The sequence below is a fragment of the Comamonas testosteroni genome (genome assembly GCF_030505195.1).
GTDB lineage: Bacteria > Pseudomonadota > Gammaproteobacteria > Burkholderiales > Burkholderiaceae_C > Comamonas > Comamonas testosteroni_G.
The window spans coordinates 184,349-204,100 of the sequence record NZ_CP129672.1 but is presented as its reverse complement, the minus strand read 5'-3'; the positions used below and the strand labels follow the sequence as shown (position 1 = coordinate 204,100).

13 protein-coding genes are annotated in these 19,752 nt (G+C 61.1%); 5 read left to right on the top strand and 8 right to left on the bottom strand.

The features are described from left to right. Positions 1 to 145 precede the first annotated feature (145 nt). The 7 genes from selB to QYQ99_RS00805 all read right to left on the bottom strand — a co-directional run bounded on the left by selB (position 146) and on the right by QYQ99_RS00805 (position 10,785). Entirely contained in the window at positions 146 to 2,071 is a 1,926-nt protein-coding gene (gene selB / locus QYQ99_RS00835) for a selenocysteine-specific translation elongation factor (RefSeq protein WP_302090994.1), read from the bottom strand. Between the two features lie 97 nt (positions 2,072 to 2,168). After that, positions 2,169 to 3,608, bottom strand: a complete 1,440-nt coding sequence (selA, locus tag QYQ99_RS00830; protein WP_302090993.1) for an L-seryl-tRNA(Sec) selenium transferase — start codon at positions 3,606 to 3,608, stop codon at positions 2,169 to 2,171. An 89-nt stretch (positions 3,609 to 3,697) separates the two neighbouring features. Beyond that, entirely contained in the window at positions 3,698 to 4,663 is a 966-nt protein-coding gene (fdhE, locus tag QYQ99_RS00825) for a formate dehydrogenase accessory protein FdhE (RefSeq protein ID WP_302090992.1), read from the bottom strand. An 82-nt stretch (positions 4,664 to 4,745) separates the two neighbouring features. Further along, positions 4,746 to 5,372, bottom strand: coding sequence for a formate dehydrogenase subunit gamma (locus tag QYQ99_RS00820; protein ID WP_003066500.1), 627 nt, complete (start codon positions 5,370 to 5,372; stop codon positions 4,746 to 4,748). Beyond that, positions 5,369 to 6,298, bottom strand: coding sequence for a formate dehydrogenase subunit beta (gene fdxH, locus QYQ99_RS00815; protein ID WP_302090991.1), 930 nt, complete (start codon positions 6,296 to 6,298; stop codon positions 5,369 to 5,371). The genes QYQ99_RS00820 and fdxH overlap by 4 nt, the downstream gene beginning before the upstream one ends. A gap of 12 nt (positions 6,299 to 6,310) precedes the next feature. Then, complete coding sequence (fdnG, locus tag QYQ99_RS00810; protein WP_302090990.1) at positions 6,311 to 9,376, bottom strand: formate dehydrogenase-N subunit alpha; 3,066 nt, start codon at positions 9,374 to 9,376, stop codon at positions 6,311 to 6,313. 233 nt (positions 9,377 to 9,609) lie between these two features. Then, positions 9,610 to 10,785, bottom strand: a complete 1,176-nt coding sequence (locus QYQ99_RS00805) for an AI-2E family transporter (protein ID WP_302090989.1) — start codon at positions 10,783 to 10,785, stop codon at positions 9,610 to 9,612. Positions 10,786 to 11,005: 220 nt separating this feature from the next. Between QYQ99_RS00805 and QYQ99_RS00800 the strand changes: the two genes are divergently transcribed. The 5 genes from QYQ99_RS00800 to QYQ99_RS00780 all read left to right on the top strand — a co-directional run bounded on the left by QYQ99_RS00800 (position 11,006) and on the right by QYQ99_RS00780 (position 18,780). Further along, on the top strand, positions 11,006 to 13,885 hold the full coding sequence (locus tag QYQ99_RS00800; RefSeq protein ID WP_034375832.1) for a 2-oxoglutarate dehydrogenase E1 component: 2,880 nt from the start codon (positions 11,006 to 11,008) through the stop codon (positions 13,883 to 13,885). A 63-nt stretch (positions 13,886 to 13,948) separates the two neighbouring features. Then, on the top strand, positions 13,949 to 15,190 hold the full coding sequence (gene odhB, locus QYQ99_RS00795; RefSeq protein WP_302090988.1) for a 2-oxoglutarate dehydrogenase complex dihydrolipoyllysine-residue succinyltransferase: 1,242 nt from the start codon (positions 13,949 to 13,951) through the stop codon (positions 15,188 to 15,190). Positions 15,191 to 15,271: 81 nt separating this feature from the next. Beyond that, on the top strand, positions 15,272 to 16,699 hold the full coding sequence (lpdA, locus tag QYQ99_RS00790) for a dihydrolipoyl dehydrogenase (RefSeq protein WP_302090987.1): 1,428 nt from the start codon (positions 15,272 to 15,274) through the stop codon (positions 16,697 to 16,699). 153 nt (positions 16,700 to 16,852) lie between these two features. Then, complete coding sequence (gene zapE / locus QYQ99_RS00785; protein ID WP_302090986.1) at positions 16,853 to 17,950, top strand: cell division protein ZapE; 1,098 nt, start codon at positions 16,853 to 16,855, stop codon at positions 17,948 to 17,950. Between the two features lie 68 nt (positions 17,951 to 18,018). Continuing rightward, positions 18,019 to 18,780, top strand: a complete 762-nt coding sequence (locus tag QYQ99_RS00780; protein ID WP_302090985.1) for a hypothetical protein — start codon at positions 18,019 to 18,021, stop codon at positions 18,778 to 18,780. A 105-nt stretch (positions 18,781 to 18,885) separates the two neighbouring features. Here the strand turns inward: QYQ99_RS00780 and QYQ99_RS00775 are convergent, their stop codons facing one another. Then, entirely contained in the window at positions 18,886 to 19,659 is a 774-nt protein-coding gene (locus tag QYQ99_RS00775) for a PP2C family protein-serine/threonine phosphatase (protein WP_302090984.1), read from the bottom strand. Positions 19,660 to 19,752: the final 93 nt, after the last annotated feature.

Below are 19,752 nucleotides of genomic sequence, written 5' to 3'. Positions count from 1 at the left end.
TAGGACAGTGATTGTAGCCAGCAATCCGGCACCCGATGACAAAAGCACGTCAAGAACGCATATTCCGCTCTACTCTAATTTGATAGCTTGTTGCGTAAGCGGGATAAGGAACCTGGACTGATTTCTATCTGCTTTCCTTGCAGGCTCAGCGTGGCGTGCTATTCCAATGTACGTCAGGGCGCAGCAGATGGACGTCGCGCACGCGGCGCGTGTAGCCGGTGCGGTCGAAGAATTCGAGAATCTGGATGGCGCGCTTGCGGCCCAGACCAGTTGCGTCGCGGAAGGCGCTGGCTTCCACTTCCCCTCTGGCGTGCCGGCTGGCGATGTCGGCAACCAGGGCGGCGAGCTCATCCATGCGCGCCGGTGTATAGAACAAATCCTTGACGACCTGGAACAGCTGGCCCTGGCGCGAAAGCTTTTTGAGCAACTGGCGCACGAGCTCTTCACCCGCCGCATGGTCGCGCGCCAGATCGCGCACCCAGGGCGGGTCATAGCGGCCTGCAGTGATGGCGGGCAGCAGCTTTTCGGCCAGCGTCTGCTCGGCACTGCTCAGCTGCACGCTGTGTTGCGGCAAATGCAGCCAGGCACCGGTGCTGGCTAGCAGCTGGCTGCTGAGCAGGGCATCGACCAGGCCTTGATAGAGCGCGTCGTAGCTGCCTTGCTGCAGGCCGGGCAAGGCCATGCGCCTCAGTCTGGCCGCATTGACGCCGGGCTCGTCGGGCGATTTTTCGTGAAAGCGCGCCAGGCTGTCGATGACCTGGGTCTGCAGCTGCTGCCAGCGCTGCAGGCCCAGCACCAGGGCATCGCCGCCGGCAATGGGTAACTGGATGGTGTCGGCAAGGCTGGACTCGGGGAAGGCATGGCCGCTCAGCCGCACCAGCTGCGAACGCGCAATGCCGTGCGGGGCCTGTGCAATCAGTGGCCCGAAGTCGCTGCGGGCTATGAGTTGCTCCATGGCGTCTAGGTAGGCCATGCGCTCTGCGCTGCGGCGCTTGCGGCTCGGGGCATAGGGGTCGAGCACCATGCCGCCGGCGATGGTGCGGCTGGCCTGGGCGTTGCGCAGAATCAGGCGGTCGCCGGGCAGGGCGAAGACCGGCGTATCCAGCACCAGCTGCACGCGGGCCTCGGTACCGGGCTCTATGCCTTGGTCCTGCAGCAGTGCCACATGGCCTGTGGTGCGCTTGGTGCCCAGGTGCACATGGACAGGCGTCCACTGGGCCAGCAAGGGCGCTTCGCTGAGCAGGTGCAGATGAATATCGAGGCGGTCCGTGGCCTGTAGCAGGCGCGAGTCCATGATCCAGTCGCCGCGTTCGATCTCGTCCTTGCCTATGCCTGCCAGGTTCAGTGCGCAGCGCTGGCCGGCGACGCCGCTGTCGCTGCTCTGGTTCTGCGCATGAATGCTGCGCACCCGCACGGCCTGCCCGCTGGCCGAGTGCGCCAGCGTGTCGCCCACCCGCACTTGGCCATTGAAGGCCGTGCCCGTGACCACCGTGCCCTGGCCCGGCAGCGTGAAGACGCGGTCCACGGCGAGCCGGAACAGGCCGTCCCGGGGACGTGCCTGCATCATCTGGGCCTGCACCTGCAGATGTTCGCGCAGAGCCTGCACGCCGGCGTTGCCGGGTTCTGCGGCATTGGTCTCGAAGATGGGGCTGCCAGCCAGCGCAGTGACGCCGAGAATGGCGTTGATTTCGCGGTGCACGTCGGCAATGCGCTGCGGCAGCACGCGATCGACCTTGGTCAGCGCCACGCTGCCACGCCTGACACCCAGCAGCTGCAGAATTTCCAGATGCTCTATGGTCTGGGGCATCACGCCGTCGTCGGCAGCCACGACCAGCAGGGCGTGATCAATGCCCACAGCGCCGGCAGCCATGGTGTGGACGAATTTCTCGTGGCCCGGCACGTCGATGATGCCCAGCACATCGCCGTTGGGCAGCGGGCTGTAGGCATAACCGAGTTCTATGGAAATGCCGCGGGCTTTCTCTTCCTTGAGGCGATCGGTTTCCACCCCCGTGAGCGCACGCACCAGCGTGGTTTTGCCGTGGTCGATATGGCCTGCGGTTCCGATGATCATGGTGTGCTTATAGTCTTGATAGCTGCTGGCGCTTGTGTGTCAAGCGATGCAAGGTGTTTTTTATAAAAATTCCAGGGGCCGGGGCCATGGTGCTGGCTCAGGCCAGCAGCGGCAGTTGCGCGGCAAACAGGGCCTGGGCCGGGTTTTCCAGGCAGCGCAGATCCAGCCACAGAGCGTCGTCATGCAGGCGCCCGATCACCGGCCGGGGCAGGCCACGAAAGCGTGCTTCGAGCCGGCTCAGCTGGCGACCCGCCTGCTTGCCGCTGGCCGGATAAATCCTGAGGCCGAAGCTGGGCAGATTTTCCACGGGCAGGGCGCCGCTGCCGATCTGGCTGTTCATGGCAGCGGTCTCCACCACATAGTCCTGGCCCAGTGCCTGCTGAAGCAGAGGCTGCAGTTGCTCGGCCTGGGCCTGCATGTCGGCGGCCTTGCGCGTAAACAGACGCAGCGTGGTCAGCTCCTGGGCGAGCTTTTCGGGGTTCAGATACAGGCGCAGCGTGGGCTCCAGCGCTGCCAGCGTGATCTTGCCCACGCGCAGCGCGCGCTTGAGCGGGTTCTTCTTGATTTGGGCAATCAGCTCCCGCTTGCCGACGATGATGCCGGCCTGCGGGCCGCCCAGGAGCTTGTCGCCGCTGAAGGTGACGATGTCGGCGCCGGACTCGACCGTCTCGCGCACCGTGACTTCATAGGGCAGACCCCAGTCGCGCATGTCGATCAGTGTGCCGCTGCCCAGGTCGACGATCATCGGCAGATTGCTGTCGTGTGCAATGCGGGCGACATCGGCGTCGCTTACCGCCTTGGTAAAGCCGGTGATGGCGTAGTTGCTGCAATGCACCTTCATGAGCGCCGCCGTATCCATGCCTATGGCCGCTGCATAGTCTTTCTCGTGGGTGCGGTTGGTGGTGCCGATTTCGACCAGCCGGGCACCGGCGCGGGTCATGACGTCGGGGATGCGGAAGGCTCCGCCGATTTCCACCAGCTCGCCGCGCGAGACCACCACTTCACGGCCCATGGCCATGGTGGACAGCACCAGCAGCACGGCAGCGGCGTTGTTGTTGACAACGGTCGCGGCTTCGGCGCCGGTCAGCTCGCAGATCAGCGACTCGACCAGGTCGTCGCGATCGCCGCGGCTGCCGTCATCAAGGTCATATTCCAGATTGGCCGGGGAGCTCATGGCCTGGACCACGGCATCAATCGCGGCCTGAGGCAGCAATGCGCGGCCCAGATTGGTGTGCAGCACCGTGCCGGTGAGATTGAAGACGGCTTGCAGGCGTGGCGCAAACCGGGCCTGAAGCTGCTGTTGTGCCGCTTGCACAATGCTGCCGATGTCGGCCTGCACGCTCCGGCCGGGCTGATCGGCAAAACCCAGGAGCTGCTGGCGCAGCCCCGTCAGCACATCGCGTACTGCCTTGGTGCAGGCGTCCAGGCCATAGGACTCGCGCAGCACCTGCATCCCGGTCGCGAGCAAGACCTTGTCCACGGCGGGAAGCTGAGATGGGTGCGAAATTTCAGGGGCGGTCGCTGCGGTATTGCTCATGGCCAGGGTGTGTCGGGTCGTCGGAAAAATGAAAAAGGCGGCAGGAGTTCCTGCCGCCTTCATTATGGTGGCGGTTGGAGCCGGCAGGTTTACGCCGCAGGGTCCACCAGCTCGTGGTCGGCCTCGCCTTGCTGCTCTTCGGCCACGGCCACAAACAACAGAGGGTTGGCGCTGGCGCGCTGGAACTGGGTCTCGCTCATCAGCAGATCCAGCATCAGGGTGGCCAGATCGTCCACGAGGGGTTCGACCATGGGGTTCTTTTCCTGATTCACGATCTTGCGGTAGCTGCCGCACTCGTCGCAGGTCTCGGCCAGAACTTCTTCGCCCGCACCGTCAATGCCCTGGTAGTGGATGCCCTTGGTCGATTCGCAGTGCGTGCACTTGACGCGAACCATATGCCATTCACAGGCACAGGTGCCGCAATGCGCGTAACGGTGACCAGCCACTTTGCCGCCAATGCGGATGACGCTGGCCACAGGCTCGCTGGCGCAGACGGGGCAGATGTTGGCCGGGTCTGTGTAGGGAACGTCTCTGGGGCTGAGTTTGGAAGAGCGCTTGGCGAAAGCCACCTGCAATGCTGCCATGATGAAAGGGGCCAGGCCCACATGGCGTGCAGCTACTTCTTTTTGCAGCAGCTTTTTGGCGATGTCTTCTCGGATTTCGGGCTCAAGTGCGCGTAGTTCCTTGAGCAGGGGCTGCAGGGGCTCGGGTAGGCCTTCGCTGCTTTGCAGCGTGTCGAGCATATTGTCCAGCACTGTCTGCCAGATGGGATCGATGTTGTCCACAGCGGGCAGCAGGGGCATGGAATGCTCCTGGGCACGTGCCATCAGGGTGGCATTGGCGGGTTCGACTTCCACAGCGCTCACGGCTTTGTGCTGTGCGTCCATGATCTGGGCCACAAACAGCAGGTAGTCTGCAATGGGATTGCCATTGGCCAGCTGGCGCAGGCGTGCAGCGCGTTCGGCGAACAGACTGCTTACCTGGGGCAGCAAGATGCGGGGAAAGCTGGTGTGATCCAGTGCTTCGATTTCACCGGGTTGAAGAATGCGTTGCATTGACAGGGTTTCCAAATGAATCAGCCGCCGAGCGCCGATAAACGCTTGGCGGCTGGGTTGTTAGGGGAGAGGACTAAAAACCTTAGTCGTTGTCACCCGTCATCTTGCGGTACCAGCCGCGGTGGTGTTGCTTGGCCCAGGCCCGCGTTACTGTGCCATAAAGCATGGCGCGAATGGTGCCACGGGTCCAGATGGCGGCATACACGTGCATGATGATCAGACCGATCATCCACACGGCAGCGATGGCGTGAACCACCGAAGCCGCTCGCACCACGTTGACCGGCAATGTCCACCAAGCGCGCCACATCAGAAAGCCGGTGATCACGATCAGCAGCATGCCGATCACCAGGCCCCAGAACAACAGCTTCTGACCACCGTTGTACTTGCCTTGTTCGGGCATGTCGTGGTCGTCGCCATCGATCATCTTGTTGACGTTCTTGAGCCATTCGATGTCGCGCGGCTCAACGATGTTGAGCTTGGCGAAACGGCAGGCCATGATGACGAAGAATGCGCCCATGACAACCCCGATGTAGGGGTGCAGGATGCGGGTCCAGGGGCCGCCACCGAACAGATTGGTCAACCAGAAGAAGGCTGGGTGAAAGAACGCCAGACCGGACAGGGCCAGCAAGATGAAGCAAATGCCTACCACCCAGTGGTTGGCGCGCTCCGATGCGTTGTAGCGCACGAGGTCGCGAGGATTGCGTTTCATTTGCCGTTCTCCTTGTTCAGCGCTTCGGCGTCCTTGCGTTCCATTTCATCTTCAAGGTCCTTGGACACGTCGTTGGGTCCCTTGGTGATGTAGTGGAACAGGCTGCCGATTGCGGCTGCACCCAGTGCGGCCATGGCCAGAGGCTTGGCTACACCCTTCCACAGCGACACCATGGGGCTGATGGACGGATCGTCCGGCAGGCCCTTGTACAGCGAAGGCTTGTCAGCGTGATGCAGAACGTACATCACGTGCGTGCCACCCACGCCTTGCGGGTCGTAGAGACCTGCCTTTTCGTAGCCGCGTTCCTTGAGGTCCACGACACGGCGGGACGCATGCTCCTGCATGGCTTCCTTGGTGCCAAACTGGATAGCGCCGGTGGGGCAGGTCTTGACGCAGGCGGGCTCCTGGCCAACAGCCACGCGATCCGAACACAAGGTGCACTTGTACGCCTTGTTGTCCTTTTTGGAGATGCGCGGAATGTTGAACGGGCAGCCCGTGACGCAGTAGCCGCAGCCCACGCACTGGTCTTGCTGGAAGTCCACGATGCCGTTGGCATATTGGACGATGGCGCCAGGCGAGGGGCAGGCCTTCAGGCAGCCTGGGTCTTCGCAGTGCATGCAGCCGTCCTTGCGGATCAGCCATTCCAGGTTGCCTGTGGCTTCGTTTTCGTACTCGGCAAAGCGCATCACGGTCCACGACTCCGACGTCAGATCCGTCGGGTTGTCGTAGACGCCTGCGGCAACCGTGCCGATTTCGTCGCGAAGGTCGTTCCACTCCATGCAGGCAGTCTGGCAAGCCTTGCAGCCAATGCATTTGGAGACGTCGATCAGCTTGGCGACTTCCCCCGCGTGCGCACCGCGTGCGCTGGGTGCGGGGGTCGTCGTGGCAGAACGGCGTTTGATATCGAGAGACATGGTTGAGGACATCAGCGTGGCTCCTTAGATCTTTTCCACCTTCACGAGGAAGGTCTTGGATTCAGGGGTCAAGCTGTTACCGTCACCCACGGAGGCTGTCAGGTTGTTCGCCAGATAGCCCTTGCGTCCCGTCGTGGAGAAGCCCCAGTGAATAGGCACACCCACGTGATGGATGGTTTTGCCATCGATCTTCATGGGCTTGATGCGCTTGGTCACCACGGCCACGGCCTTCACGAAACCGCGCTTGGACGAAACCTTGACCTTCTGGCCGGTCTCTATGCCCAGTTCCTTGCCCAGTGCCTCGCCGATTTCCACGAACTGCTCGGGCTGAACGATGTTGTTCAGCTGAACGTGCTTGGTCCAGTAGTGGAAGTGCTCGGTCAGGCGGTAGGTCGTGCCCACATGCGGGTAGTCCTTGGGATCGCCCTGGGTGCCCTTGGCGGTTTCCAGGATACGTATCACGGGGCTGATGACGGCCAGCTTGTTGTTGGGGTACATGGGGTTGTAGCCCAGCGGGTTGTCAAACGCCTCGTAATGCGTGGGGAACGGACCTTCTGCCATACCCTTGCGGGCAAACAGGCGCGCCACCCCTTCGGGGTTCATGATGAAGGGGTTGATCACCTCAGGATCCAGGCCCACGGCCACGTCCGGCACGTCCGCACCGCCCCATTGCTTGCCGTTCCACTTGATCAGCACGCGTTCGGGGTTGAAGGGCTTGCCCTGGCGGTCGCAGGATGCGCGGTTGTACAGCACACGGCGGTTGGCTGGCCAGGCCCAGGCCCAGTTCAGCGTGTTGCCTATGCCTGTCGGGTCGCTGTTGTCGCGGCGCGCCATCTGGTTGCCGGACGAGGTCCAGCTACCAGCCCAGATCCAGCAGCCGCCCAGGGTGGTGCCGTCATCGCGCATTTCGCCGAAGCCCGCCAGCTGCTCGCCGGCCTTGCGGATGAGCTTGGTGGGGTCCTTGGGGTCGAACAGATCCACCAGCGCACGACCGTTGTATTCCTTGGCCACTTCCTCGGGGGAGGGGTGATCGGCTTCGGCATAAGGCCAGTACAGATTGGTGATGGGCTCGGAGAACTTGCCGCCGTCCTTCTGGTAGAGAGCCTTCAGGCGCAGGTGCAGGCCGGACATGATGGCAATGTCGGTCTTGGCCTCTCCCGGGGGCTCGGCAGCCTTCCAGTGCCACTGCAGCACGCGCGAGGAGCTGACCACGGCACCGTCCTCTTCAGCGAAGCAGGTGGTAGGCAGGCGGAACACCTCGGTTTGAATCGAAGCCGAGTCCACGTCGTTGAATTCGCCGTGGTTCTTCCAGAATTCCGAAGTTTCTGTGACCAGCGGATCCATGATGACCAGGAACTTCAGCTTCTTGAGACCTTCGCGCACGCTGTTGCTGTTGGCCAGAGCCGCCAAGGGGTTGAAGCCTTGGGCGATGTAGCCGTTGACCTTGCCCTGCGTCATCATCTCGAAGATCTGCAGCATGTCGTACTGCTTGTCCAACTTGGGCAGGTAGTCGAACGCCCAGTTGTTTTCAGCAGTTGCAGCCGCTCCCCACCACGCCTTCATCAGGCTGACATGGAACTTGGGCGTGTTCGACCAGTAGTTCATCTGGCCAGGGCGCAGCAGCTTGGGCGTGCGGGTGGCGATGTACTGGTTGTAGTCCTGTTCGGCTTCGTTCGGCAGCGTCAGGTACCCGGGAAGCGAAGCAGACAGAATGCCCAGGTCCGTCAGGCCCTGGATGTTGGAGTGGCCGCGCAGCGCGTTCATGCCGCCGCCAGCGATACCGATATTGCCCAGCAGCAGCTGGATCATGGCACCGGTACGCAGGATCTGCGCACCCGTGGTGTGCTGAGTCCAGCCCAGAGCGTACAAGATGGTGGCAACACGGCCGGCTTCAGCGGTCGAAGCAAGCTTCTCGCACACGTGCAGGAATTTTTCCTTGGGTGTGCCGCAGATGGATTCCACCTTCTCGGGCGTATAGCCGGCGTAGTGCTTCTTGAGCCATTGATAAACGCAGCGTGGGTGTTCCAGCGTGGGATCGACCTTCACAAAGCCATCGTCACCGAGCTCATAGTCCCAGGAGGCCTTGTCGTACGTGCGCTTTTCGGGGTTGTAGCCGGAGAAAATACCTTCGTCGAACGCAAAGTCCTCGCGCACGATGAATGAGAAGTCCGTGTAGTTCTTCACATACTCGTGGTGAATCCTGTCGTTTGTCAGCAGGTAATTGATCACGCCACCGAGGAAGACGATGTCCGAGCCGGAACGGATCGGTGCATAGAAGTCAGCCACGGATGCCGAGCGGTTGAAGCGCGGATCGACCACCATGAAGTGAGCCTTGTTGTGCTCCTTCGCTTCGGTCACCCACTTGAAGCCGCAGGGGTGTGCTTCGGCGGCATTGCCGCCCATGATCAAAATAACGTCCGCGTTCTTGATGTCGACCCAATGGTTCGTCATCGCTCCACGGCCAAACGTCGGGGCAAGACCTGCCACCGTCGGGCCGTGTCAGACACGTGCTTGGTTGTCGAGTGCAAGAAGGCCCCAGGAACGGGCCACTTTGTGCGTGATGTAGCCAGCTTCATTGCTGGAGGCCGAAGCGGCCAGCATGCCGGTGGTCAGCCAGCGGTTGACCTTCTGGCCCTTTTCGTTGGTTTCAACGAAATTGGCGTCGCGGTCTTCCTTGAGCAGCTTGGCGATGCGGTTCAGTGCCTCGTCCCAGGACATGCGCTTCCACTCGGATGAGCCGGGAGCGCGGTATTCGGGGTACTTGAGGCGGCTGGGGCTGTGGACAAAGTCCAGCAGCGATGCACCCTTGGGACACAGCGTGCCGCGATTGACCGGGTGATCCGGGTCGCCTTCCACGTGCATCACGGACAGACGGGAGTTCTTCCCGCCGTCGCCCAGGGAGTACATGAGGATGCCGCAACCTACGGAGCAGTAGGTGCAGGTTTGACGGGTTACGGTGGTGGCTGACAGTTTGTACTGTCGCACCTCAGCAAGGGCGGCTGTGGGTGAGAAACCCATCAGCGCCAAGCTTGAACCCGCCAGAGTCGAACCAGTCACTTTCATGAACTGGCGTCTGGAGAATTGGTCCATTGTGGGGTACCTTTTCGTATGAACGCTTATGTGAAAGCAAATTTTACGACCCCCCTCATTTTTGATAGCAGTTACAAACCCTTAATTCTTGAGTAACGTTGAGCGACTTTGAGTTTTATGTTTCGCTTTTGTTTTTCTTAATCGCAGCGATAGCTTTCAACCTACGCCTCTCAACCTATCAACTTTCAGTTTGAAAAGCCATCGGTCAGCAGGCCGAATTGAGCAGAAAATTCCTAATCTGTGTCGCTTTTCCGTGTTTCGGCAGGAGGGGGCGCGACGGTGGGGGCGAGGCCTTCTGCAGGCTGCTGCGGATCGGTCGTTGTGCGTTTTTGCGCGATTTCCCGATTCAGCAGCTTCTCCTCCTGTTCTTGCATGGTGGTAAACAACTCCCATGCCGCCATGAACAGGGCGGCAATGGCCGGGCCGAGCACAAAGCCCGAAAGACCGAACAAGGCCATGCCCCCCAGGGTGGAGATCAGCACTACATAGTCAGGCATCTTGGTGTCCTTGCCGACCAGCAGGGGGCGCAGCACGTTATCCACCAGGCCGATGACCAGCACGCCATAGGCCGCCAGGATCAAGCCCTTGGTGAGGGCGCCTGTGGCCAGGAAGTAGATCGCAACCGGCCCCCAGACCAGGCCAGCCCCCACTGCGGGCAGCAAGGACAGAAAAGCCATCACCACGGCCCAGAGCACAGCGCCCTGAATACCCAGAATCCAGAAAATCAGGCCCCCCAGCGCACCCTGAGCCGCAGCGACGGCCAGATTGCCCTTGACCGTGGCCCGGATGACGGTGATGAACTTGGTGGCCAGCTCGCGCTTGTGCTCGGGGGCGAGCGGCGTGGCAGCCCAGATGCGTGCGATCAGTTCCTTGCCGTCGCGCAGCAGAAAGAAGATGAGATAGAGCATGACGCCGAATCCCACGACAAAGCCCAGGGTGTTCTGTCCCAGTCCCACGGCCTTGGTGGCCGCGAGCTTGCTGGCCTGCAGCGCGATGTTGGAGAGCTTGGTCTGGATTTCGTCCAGAGTGCCCAGGTGCAGCTTTTCCATCCATGGCGTCAGCCAGGAGGGAAGTGCATTGAAGACCTGCTCCACATAGCTGCCGGCCGAGAGGTTGCCGCTGCTGACCTGGTCATAGATGGCTGAGGTCTCCTTGATGAGCGACAGTCCTATCAGAGACAGCGGCAAAATGACCATTACCAGACTAATTAGCAAGGTTGCCAGTGCAGCCAGGGTCGGCCTGTTGGGCATGCGCATCAGCAGCTTGCGGTGCAGGGGGGCAAAGACGATGGCAAACACCACGCCCCAGAAGATGGCAACGGCATATTCTTCAAGAACCAAGCCGAATCCGGCGGTTACTGCTATCAAAAGAAGAATGAATGCACGTTTGTGAAGCGGCAAAAGCGGCATGCGAATCCTTGTTTATGGAGTTCCCGCAATGTAAGCGACTCCCCGGGGTGTAAACATCTTGTCTTTTATAAGACCAAGACTTTGAACAGTGGCACAATGGCTGCCGCAACTCCAGGCCCTTCCCCAGCCACAGTCGCATCCGCCAATCGGTACAGCCGTGTCGCGGGAGGTTCTACAAACCAGCTAATGCTTTCCGAAGGAAAGCGGAGGTCAGCGAGATATGAGCGATCAGTCAACGATCTATCAAGCCTATCAAGGCAACACCTATCTGTTCGGCGGCAATGCGCCCTATGTCGAAGAGATGTACGAGAACTACCTGGCCAACCCCGGCAGCGTTCCCGATTCCTGGCGTGAATACTTCGATGCCCTGCAGCATGTGCCTGCAGTGGATGGCACCGACAACAAGGACGTTCCCCACCTGCCCGTGATCAATGCTTTCGCAGAGCGCGCAAAGCAAGGTGGCACCAAGGTGGTGGTGGCTTCCGGCGCTGACTCCGAACTGGGTCGCAAGCGCACGGCCGTGCAGCAGCTGATTGCAGCCTATCGCAATGTGGGTCAGCGCTGGGCCGATCTGGATCCTCTGAAGCGCACCGAGCGCCCCGAAATTCCCGAGCTGGAGCCTGCCTTCTACGGCTTCACCGACGCCGACCAGGAAGTGGTGTTCAACACCAGCAACACCTTCTTCGGCAAGGAAAGCATGACTTTGCGCGAGCTGATGAATGCTCTGCGCGAAACCTACTGCGGCACCCTGGGCGCCGAGTACATGTATGCCACCAATCAGAATCAAAAGCGCTGGTGGCAGCAACGTCTGGAATCGATCCGCTCCAAGCCCGTCTTCAATGCCGACGAGAAAAAGCGCATCCTGGACCGCCTGACCGCTGCTGAAGGCCTTGAGCGCTATCTGCACACCAAGTATGTGGGCCAGAAGCGCTTCTCGCTGGAAGGTGGCGAGTCCTTCATCGCCGCCATGGACGAGCTGATCAACTCCGCCAGCGCCAAGGGCGTGCAGGAAGTCGTGATCGGCATGGCCCACCGTGGCCGTCTGAACGTGCTGGTCAATACCCTGGGCAAGGCTCCCAAGGATCTGTTTGCCGAGTTCGACCACACCGCTCCCGAGGACCTGCCTGCCGGTGACGTGAAGTATCACCAGGGCTTCAGCTCGGACGTGTCTGCCAAGGGCGGCCCCGTTCACCTGTCGCTGGCCTTCAACCCCTCGCACCTGGAAATCGTCAACCCCGTGGTGGAAGGTTCGGTGCGCTCGCGCATGGACCGTCGCGACGACCCCATGGGCAAGCAAGTGCTGCCCGTGCTGGTGCACGGTGACGCAGCCTTCGCCGGCCAGGGCGTGAACCAGGAAACCCTGGCACTGTCCGAAACCCGTGGCTACACCACCGGCGGTACGGTTCACATCATCATCAACAACCAGATCGGTTTCACCACCTCTGATCCCCGCGACCTGCGCTCCACGCTGTATTGCACCGACATCGTCAAGATGATCGAGTCGCCCGTGCTGCACGTGAATGGCGATGATCCCGAAGCCGTGTGCCTGGCCATGCAGCTGGCGCTGGAATTCCGTATGGAGTTCTCCAAGGACGTGGTGGTCGATATCATCTGCTTCCGCAAGCTGGGTCACAACGAGCAGGACACTCCTGCACTGACACAGCCTCTGATGTACAAGAAGATCGCTGCCCACCCCGGCACGCGCAAGCTGTACGCAGACAAGCTGGCCACTCAAGGCCTGGGCGACACGCTGGGCGACGATATGGTCAAGGCCTATCGCGCCGCCATGGACGAAGGTCGTCACACCCAGGACGTGGTGCTGACCAACTTCAAGAGCAAGTACGCCGTGGACTGGAGCCCCTTCGTGGGCAAGACCTGGACCGACGCCGGCGACACTGCTATTCCCTTGACCGAGTGGAAGCGCCTGGCCGAGAAGATCACGACTCTGCCTGCCAGCGTGAACCCTCATGCTCTGGTCAAGAAGGTGTATGACGATCGCGCAGCCATGGGCCGCGGCGATGTGAACGTGGACTGGGGCATGGGTGAAACCATGGCCTTCGGCTCCCTGGTCGCTTCGGGCTATCCCGTGCGTCTGTCGGGTGAAGACTCGGGTCGCGGCACCTTCACGCACCGTCACGCCGTGGTTCATGACCAGAAGCGTGAAAAGTGGGACGAGGGCACTTATATTCCTTTGCAGAACGCTGCCGAGAATCAGGCTCCGTTTGTCGTCATCGACTCCATCCTGTCCGAAGAGGCAGTGCTGGGCTTCGAGTACGGCTATGCATCGAACGATCCCAACACCCTGGTGGTCTGGGAAGCCCAGTTCGGCGACTTCGCCAACGGCGCCCAGGTGGTGATCGACCAGTTCATCGCATCGGGTGAAGTGAAGTGGGGCCGTGTTAACGGCCTGACACTGATGCTGCCTCACGGCTATGAAGGCCAGGGCCCCGAGCACAGCTCGGCGCGTCTGGAGCGCTTCATGCAGCTGGCTGCCGACACCAATATGCAGATCGTGCAACCCACAACGGCCAGCCAGATCTTCCACGTGCTGCGTCGCCAGATGGTTCGTGGCCTGCGCAAGCCGCTGGTCATCATGACTCCCAAGTCGCTGCTGCGTAACAAGGACGCCACGTCGCCCCTGTCCGAATTCACCTCTGGTGGTTTCCAGACCGTGATTCCCGAGCAGGACGAAACCATCGTCAAGAACGCTGCCAAGGTCAAGCGCATCATCGCCTGCTCGGGCAAGGTGTACTACGATCTGGTCAAGAAGCGTGCCGAGAAGGAATCCAAGGACGTCGCCATCATTCGCGTCGAGCAGCTGTATCCCTTCCCCCACAAGGCGTTCGCCGCCGAAGTGAAGAAGTACGCCAACGCTACTGACATCGTGTGGTGCCAGGATGAGCCTCAGAACCAGGGTGCCTGGTTCTTCATCCAGCACAACATCCACGAGAACATGCGTGAAGGCCAGAAGCTGGGCTACTCCGGTCGCGCTGCGTCCGCCTCGCCCGCCGTTGGCTACGCACATCTGCACCAAGAGCAACAAAAGGCACTGGTGGAAGGCGCATTCGCCAAGCTCAAGGGCTTTGTCCTGACCAAGTAATACAGGCGACACCCCCTGTCCGAGGACAGGGGGCACAAGAAACATCTTTGGAAAGAATTCAAAATGGCAATCGTTGAAGTTAAAGTCCCCCAGCTGTCCGAATCCATCACGGAAGCCACCATGCTGACCTGGAAGAAAAAGGTCGGTGAGGCAGTGGCCATTGATGAAATCCTCATCGAAATCGAAACCGACAAGGTCGTGCTGGAAGTGCCCGCTCCTTCGGCTGGCGTGATCACCGAAATCCTGCAAGGCGACGGCGCAACCGTGGCTGCCGAGCAAGTGATCGCCAAGATCGACTCCGAAGCCGTCGCCGGTGCCGCTGCTCCTGCTGCCGCCCCCGCTGCTGCTGCGACTCCTGCTGCTGCCCCCGTGGCCGCCGCTCCTGCCGGCGCCGACAAGAGCGGCGTGGCCATGCCTGCTGCTGCCAAGATCCTGGCCGACAACAACCTGTCCGCTGCCAACGTGGCTGGCACAGGCAAGGACGGCCGCGTGACCAAGGGTGACGCGCTGGGTGCCATCAAGGCCGGCGCAGCCATCCCCTCCGGCGCTCCCAAGGCGGCTTTGCCTCAGGTTGCGGCTCCCGTGACCAAGGAAAACCTGGGCGACCGTCCCGAGCAGCGCGTGCCCATGACACGTCTGCGTGCCCGTATTGCCGAGCGTCTGCTGCAATCCCAGGCGACCAACGCCATCCTGACCACGTTCAACGAAGTGAACATGGCTCCCGTGATGGAAATGCGCAAGAAGTTCCAGGACCAGTTCACCAAGGAGCATGGCGTGAAGCTGGGCTTCATGTCCTTCTTCGTCAAGGCTGCAGTGCATGCCCTGAAGAAGTTCCCCGCAGTGAACGCCTCCATTGACGGCAACGACATCGTCTACCACGGCTACTTCGACATCGGTATCGCTGTGAGCTCGCCTCGCGGCCTGGTGGTGCCCATCCTGCGCAATGCAGACCAGATGAGCTTCGCCGACATCGAAAAGAAGATTGTCGAATTCGGTCAGAAGGCCAAGGAAGGCAAGCTGGGCATTGAAGAGATGACCGGCGGTACCTTCTCCATCTCCAATGGCGGCACCTTCGGCTCGATGATGTCCACCCCCATCATCAACCCCCCTCAGTCCGCCATCCTGGGCGTGCACGCCACCAAGGACCGCGCCGTGGTCGAGAACGGTCAGATCGTGATCCGTCCCATGAACTATCTGGCCATGTCCTATGACCATCGCATCATCGACGGCCGCGAAGCCGTGCTGAGCCTGGTGGCCATGAAGGACGCGCTGGAAGATCCTTCTCGCCTCCTGTTTGATCTGTAATTCAGCAGATCGAGCTTCTACAAAGCCCACCACCAAAAGCGGTGGGCTTTTTTCGAGTTAAACAGAGAAAAGATTCAAATCATGAGCAAGCAATTTGACGTCGTCGTGATCGGCGCAGGCCCCGGCGGCTACATCGCTGCCATCCGCGCTGCACAACTGGGTTTCAACGTCGCCTGTATCGACGAGTGGAAGAACGCATCTGGCGGCGCTGCTCCCGGCGGCACCTGCACCAACGTGGGCTGCATTCCCTCCAAGGCGCTGCTGCAGTCCTCCGAGCATTTCGAGCATGCCAAGCTGCACTTCGCCGACCATGGCATCTCCACCGGCAAGGTCGAGATGGACGTGGCGCAGATGATCGCCCGCAAGGACGCCATCGTGAAGCAGAACAACGACGGCATCCTGTACCTGTTCAAGAAGAACAAGGTCACCTTCTTCCACGGCCGCGGCTCTTTCGTGAAGGCTGCCGAAGGCGGCTATGAAATCAAGGTTGCCGGCAAGGACGAAGAAATCATCACCGGCAAGCAGATCGTGGTGGCCACCGGCTCCAACGCTCGCGCGCTGCCTGGCGCTGCCTTCGACGAAGAGAACATCCTGTCCAACGACGGCGCTCTGCGTCTGGGCAAGACTCCCAAGAAGCTGGGCCTGATCGGTGCCGGCGTGATCGGCCTGGAAATGGGCTCGGTCTGGCGCCGCCTGGGCACGGAAGTGACCGTGCTCGAAGGCATGGACAAGTTCCTGCCCGTGGTGGACGAGCAGATCTCCAAGGAAGCCAAGAAGGCGTTCGACAAGCAAGGTCTGAAGATCGAGCTGGGCGTGAAGATCGGTGAAGTCAAGTCCGGCAAGAAGGGCGTGACCGTTGCCTACACCAATGCCAAGGGCGAAGCCCAGAGCCTGGAAGTGGACAAGCTGATCGTCTCGATCGGCCGCACCGCCAACACCAATGGTCTGAACGCCGAAGCCGTGGGTCTGGCTCTGGACGAGCGCGGCGCCATCGTGGTGGACGATCTGTGCAAGACCAATCTGCCTGGCGTGTGGGCGGTGGGCGACGTGGTGCGCGGCCCCATGCTGGCGCACAAGGCCGAGGAAGAAGCCGTGGCTGTGGCCGAGCGCATTGCCGGCCAGCACGGTCATGTCAATTTCGCCACCATCCCCTGGGTGATCTACACCAGCCCTGAAATCGCATGGGTGGGTCGCACCGAGCAGCAGCTCAAGGCCGACGGCGTCAAGTACAAGGCAGGCTCCTTCCCCTTCCTGGCCAACGGCCGCGCGCGCGCACTGGGCGACACGACCGGCATGGTCAAGTTCCTGGCCGATGCCGAGACTGACGAGATCCTGGGCGTGCACATGGTGGGTCCCATGGTCTCCGAGCTGATTTCCGAAGCCGTGGTGGCCATGGAGTTCAAGGCATCGAGCGAAGACATCGCCCGTATCTGCCACGCTCACCCCTCGCTGTCCGAATCCACCAAGGAAGCGGCTCTGGCTGTGGACAAGCGCACCCTGAACTTCTAAGTTTTTTTTCAGTCTTGCGCGCAGGTTTTGACATGGCTGTGAAGTGCCCGCGCGCAGGCTGAGTTTCTTTTGGAATTCAGAACAAAATGGCTGCTAACGCTTAGTGTATAAGCGGTAGCAGCTATTGTTTTTTGAGCATCTGGAGACAAGACGGTGAATGTAAGACAAGCCTACGAGGCGGAACTGGCCGCCAAGGGTTTCAAAAGTGATCCCGCGCAGTTGCGTGCAGTCGATGCGTTGCAGCGCTGTGCCGACGAGTGGGCCGCGTACAAGGGCAAGCGCTCCAATGCTCTCAAGAAACTGATCAATCACCCCGATCTGCCCAAGGGCGTCTATATGTACGGCGGGGTGGGGCGCGGCAAGAGCTTTCTGATGGAATGCTTCTTCAACGCCGTGCCCCTCAAGCGCAAGGTGCGCCTGCACTTTCACGAATTCATGCGCGAAGTGCACCGCGAGATGCATCTCATGCAAGGCACGCAAAATCCGCTCGATGCCCTCGGCGCCAAGATCGCCAAGAAGTACAAGCTGATCTGTTTTGACGAGTTTCATGTCGCCGACATCACCGATGCCATGATTCTCTACAGGCTGCTCGAGTCGCTGTTTGCCAACGGCGTGGGCTTTGTGACGACCTCCAACTTCGAGCCCGACGGTCTCTATCCCGGTGGCTTGCATCGCGACCGGATCCTGCCTGCGATTGCCCTGCTCAAGGAGCGCATGGAAGTGGTGAATGTGGACAACGGCACCGACTATCGCCGCCGCACTCTCGAGGATGCCAAGCTCTATCATTGCCCGTTGGGCCCGCAAGCCGATGCGGCGATGCAGCAGACCTTCGATCGTCTGGCCGAAGCCCATGACGAAGAGCCTGTGGTGCAGATCGAGACTCGCAAGATTGCGGCCAAGCGCCGTGCCGGCGGCGTCGTGTGGTTTGACTTCCGCGAACTCTGTGGCGGCCCGCGCTCGCAGAACGACTATCTTGAAATCGCCACGCAGTTTCACACCATCTTGCTGTCCGACGTGCCCGAGCTGCATGTGAACATGGCTTCGGCCGCGCGGCGCTTCACGCTGCTGGTGGACGTGCTCTACGATCGCCATGTCAAGCTTATTGTGTCGGCTGCCGTGCCGCCCGAGAAGATCTATACCGAAGGTCCTCTGTCCCACGAGTTCCCGCGCACCGTCTCGCGCCTCAACGAGATGCGCTCCAAGGAATATCTGGCGCTTGAGCGCCGCGTGGTCGACACCAGCTTGACCTGATCGCCTGCAGGCAGCGGCCTGCGGCCTTAAGATGCCAGCCTGTACTTCGAGTTTCCGAGTTGATGACGATGCCCACTATCCTTGCCCAGCTGATCCGCCGCCGCATTGCAGGCTTTGCATTGGCGCCCCTGGCCGCCGTCTGGCTGGCTTGCGCGCCGGCCATGGCTCAGGTAAAGGCGGATTCGGCACAGCAGGCTGACAAGCAGGCGCAGAAGGAAGTTGCCGAAAAGGCGCGCCAGCATCTGCACCAGCAGCGCGAAGCCGAGCGCAACGAGCTTCTGAGCAAGCGCGCCCTCATCGAGCAGCAGCGCGTGGCTGATGAAAAGCTCTGCTACCAGAAGTTTGCCGTGGAGGGCTGTCTGGCCGATGCCCGCAAGGTGGCGCGTGAGAATGACGCGCCGCTGCGTGCGCGCGAGCTGGAAATCAACGATGCGCAGCGCAAGGAAAAGGCAGCGGCCAAGCTGCAGGCCATTGAAGAGAAAAAAGCCGAGAACGCTGCCGTGCCCATGAAGTCGCAGCAGCGCGAGAAGAACGGCAAGAGCTCGCCACAGCCCACTGGCTCGGGTGCCAAACCTGCCGTTGACGAGCAGGCGGCGCGGGCTCAGCGCCAGACCGAGGCTCAGCAGCGTGCCAGCAAGCAGGCCGACTATGTGCGCCGCCACGAGCAAAACCGTGCCCAAGCCGATCAGGGGCGAGCCGAGCGTGAAGCCAAGGCCCGGGCAGATCATGAGGCCAAGCTCAAGGCGGCAGCCGAGCACAAGTCCAGAGCCTTGCAGCAGGCCAAGGAGCGCGGTCAGACGGCAGCGCCGCTGCCAGCACCCGCTCCCTGAAGCATTCGAGGATCGGCAGTGCTCAGCAGCAGGGTGCTGCCGGAAGTACTGCTGCAAGCGCGTCTCCAAGGCGTTTAAAGATGCCTTGTCCGGACTGATGACGCTTCAAGCGCTTGCTGCTGCGGCTGAGGTATCCAGCTTGAGTATTGCCAGCGAGAGGTTGTCACCCCCCCCAGCCGCGCGCCGCCTGGCTTTTTCAATCAAGAATTGAGAGGCTTCGCGTGGCGAGAGTCCGTCAAGCACAGTGCCCAGCTCCTGAGCGGTGAAGTAATGCCACAGGCCGTCCGAGCAGGCCATCAGGCTGTCGCCCGGCAGCAGTTTCTCAATCATGTGATGGCGCATGGGCGGCGGCGGCTCGGCTCCCAGGCAGCCCAGCAAGATGTTGGACTGTGGGTGGTACTGAGCCTGGGCTTCAGTGAGCTCGCCGCGCTCGACCAGTGCCTGTACATAGGAGTGATCGAGCGAACGGTGCACCAGGGCGGCGCCGCGAAAATGGTAGAGCCGTGAATCGCCGGAGTGCATGAAGTGGCAGCGATTGTCGGGCAGCACTATGAAGGCCGCGATGGTGCTGTGGGGCTCCTGCTCCGCTGCTATGGCGGTGAGGCGAATGACGGTGTGGGCATCTTGCACAATGGTGCGCAGCATGCGTATGCAGTCTTCCTTGGCGGGCTCAAAGCGCTCGAAAAGCTGGCGAGCCGTCAGCATGACCTGATCGGATGCCTTTCTCCCGCCGCTGCGCCCGCCCATGCCATCGGCCACCACGCCGAGAATGCAGCCCTTGGCATAGGGGTGCGCCATGAGCAGAACCTGGTCCTGCTGGTATTCTCGGTCACCGCGATGAATGCCGGTGGCCGCCTGAATGCGGTAGCTGGATGACATGAGTGTGTGCGGGTGCGCTTGCAGAGCGAAATTTAACGTTGCGTTACATTTTATCGGCCGGAGGCTGGGCTTCGGCGAATATTTGCGATCTTA

What these genes read in the sequence shown, in the direction of transcription:
- odhB (WP_302090988.1), top strand. Translation starts at nt 13,949, where the DNA reads ATGGCAATCGTTGAAGTTAAAGTCCCCCAGCTGTCCGAATCCATCACG.
- QYQ99_RS00805 (WP_302090989.1), bottom strand. Translation starts at nt 10,785, where the DNA reads ATGCCGCTTTTGCCGCTTCACAAACGTGCATTCATTCTTCTTTTGATA.
- fdxH (WP_302090991.1), bottom strand. Translation starts at nt 6,298, where the DNA reads ATGTCCTCAACCATGTCTCTCGATATCAAACGCCGTTCTGCCACGACG.
- selA (WP_302090993.1), bottom strand. Translation starts at nt 3,608, where the DNA reads ATGAGCAATACCGCAGCGACCGCCCCTGAAATTTCGCACCCATCTCAG.
- selB (WP_302090994.1), bottom strand. Translation starts at nt 2,071, where the DNA reads ATGATCATCGGAACCGCAGGCCATATCGACCACGGCAAAACCACGCTG.
- QYQ99_RS00800 (WP_034375832.1), top strand. Translation starts at nt 11,006, where the DNA reads ATGAGCGATCAGTCAACGATCTATCAAGCCTATCAAGGCAACACCTAT.
- QYQ99_RS00820 (WP_003066500.1), bottom strand. Translation starts at nt 5,372, where the DNA reads ATGAAACGCAATCCTCGCGACCTCGTGCGCTACAACGCATCGGAGCGC.
- QYQ99_RS00775 (WP_302090984.1), bottom strand. Translation starts at nt 19,659, where the DNA reads ATGTCATCCAGCTACCGCATTCAGGCGGCCACCGGCATTCATCGCGGT.
- QYQ99_RS00780 (WP_302090985.1), top strand. Translation starts at nt 18,019, where the DNA reads ATGCCCACTATCCTTGCCCAGCTGATCCGCCGCCGCATTGCAGGCTTT.
- fdhE (WP_302090992.1), bottom strand. Translation starts at nt 4,663, where the DNA reads ATGCAACGCATTCTTCAACCCGGTGAAATCGAAGCACTGGATCACACC.
- lpdA (WP_302090987.1), top strand. Translation starts at nt 15,272, where the DNA reads ATGAGCAAGCAATTTGACGTCGTCGTGATCGGCGCAGGCCCCGGCGGC.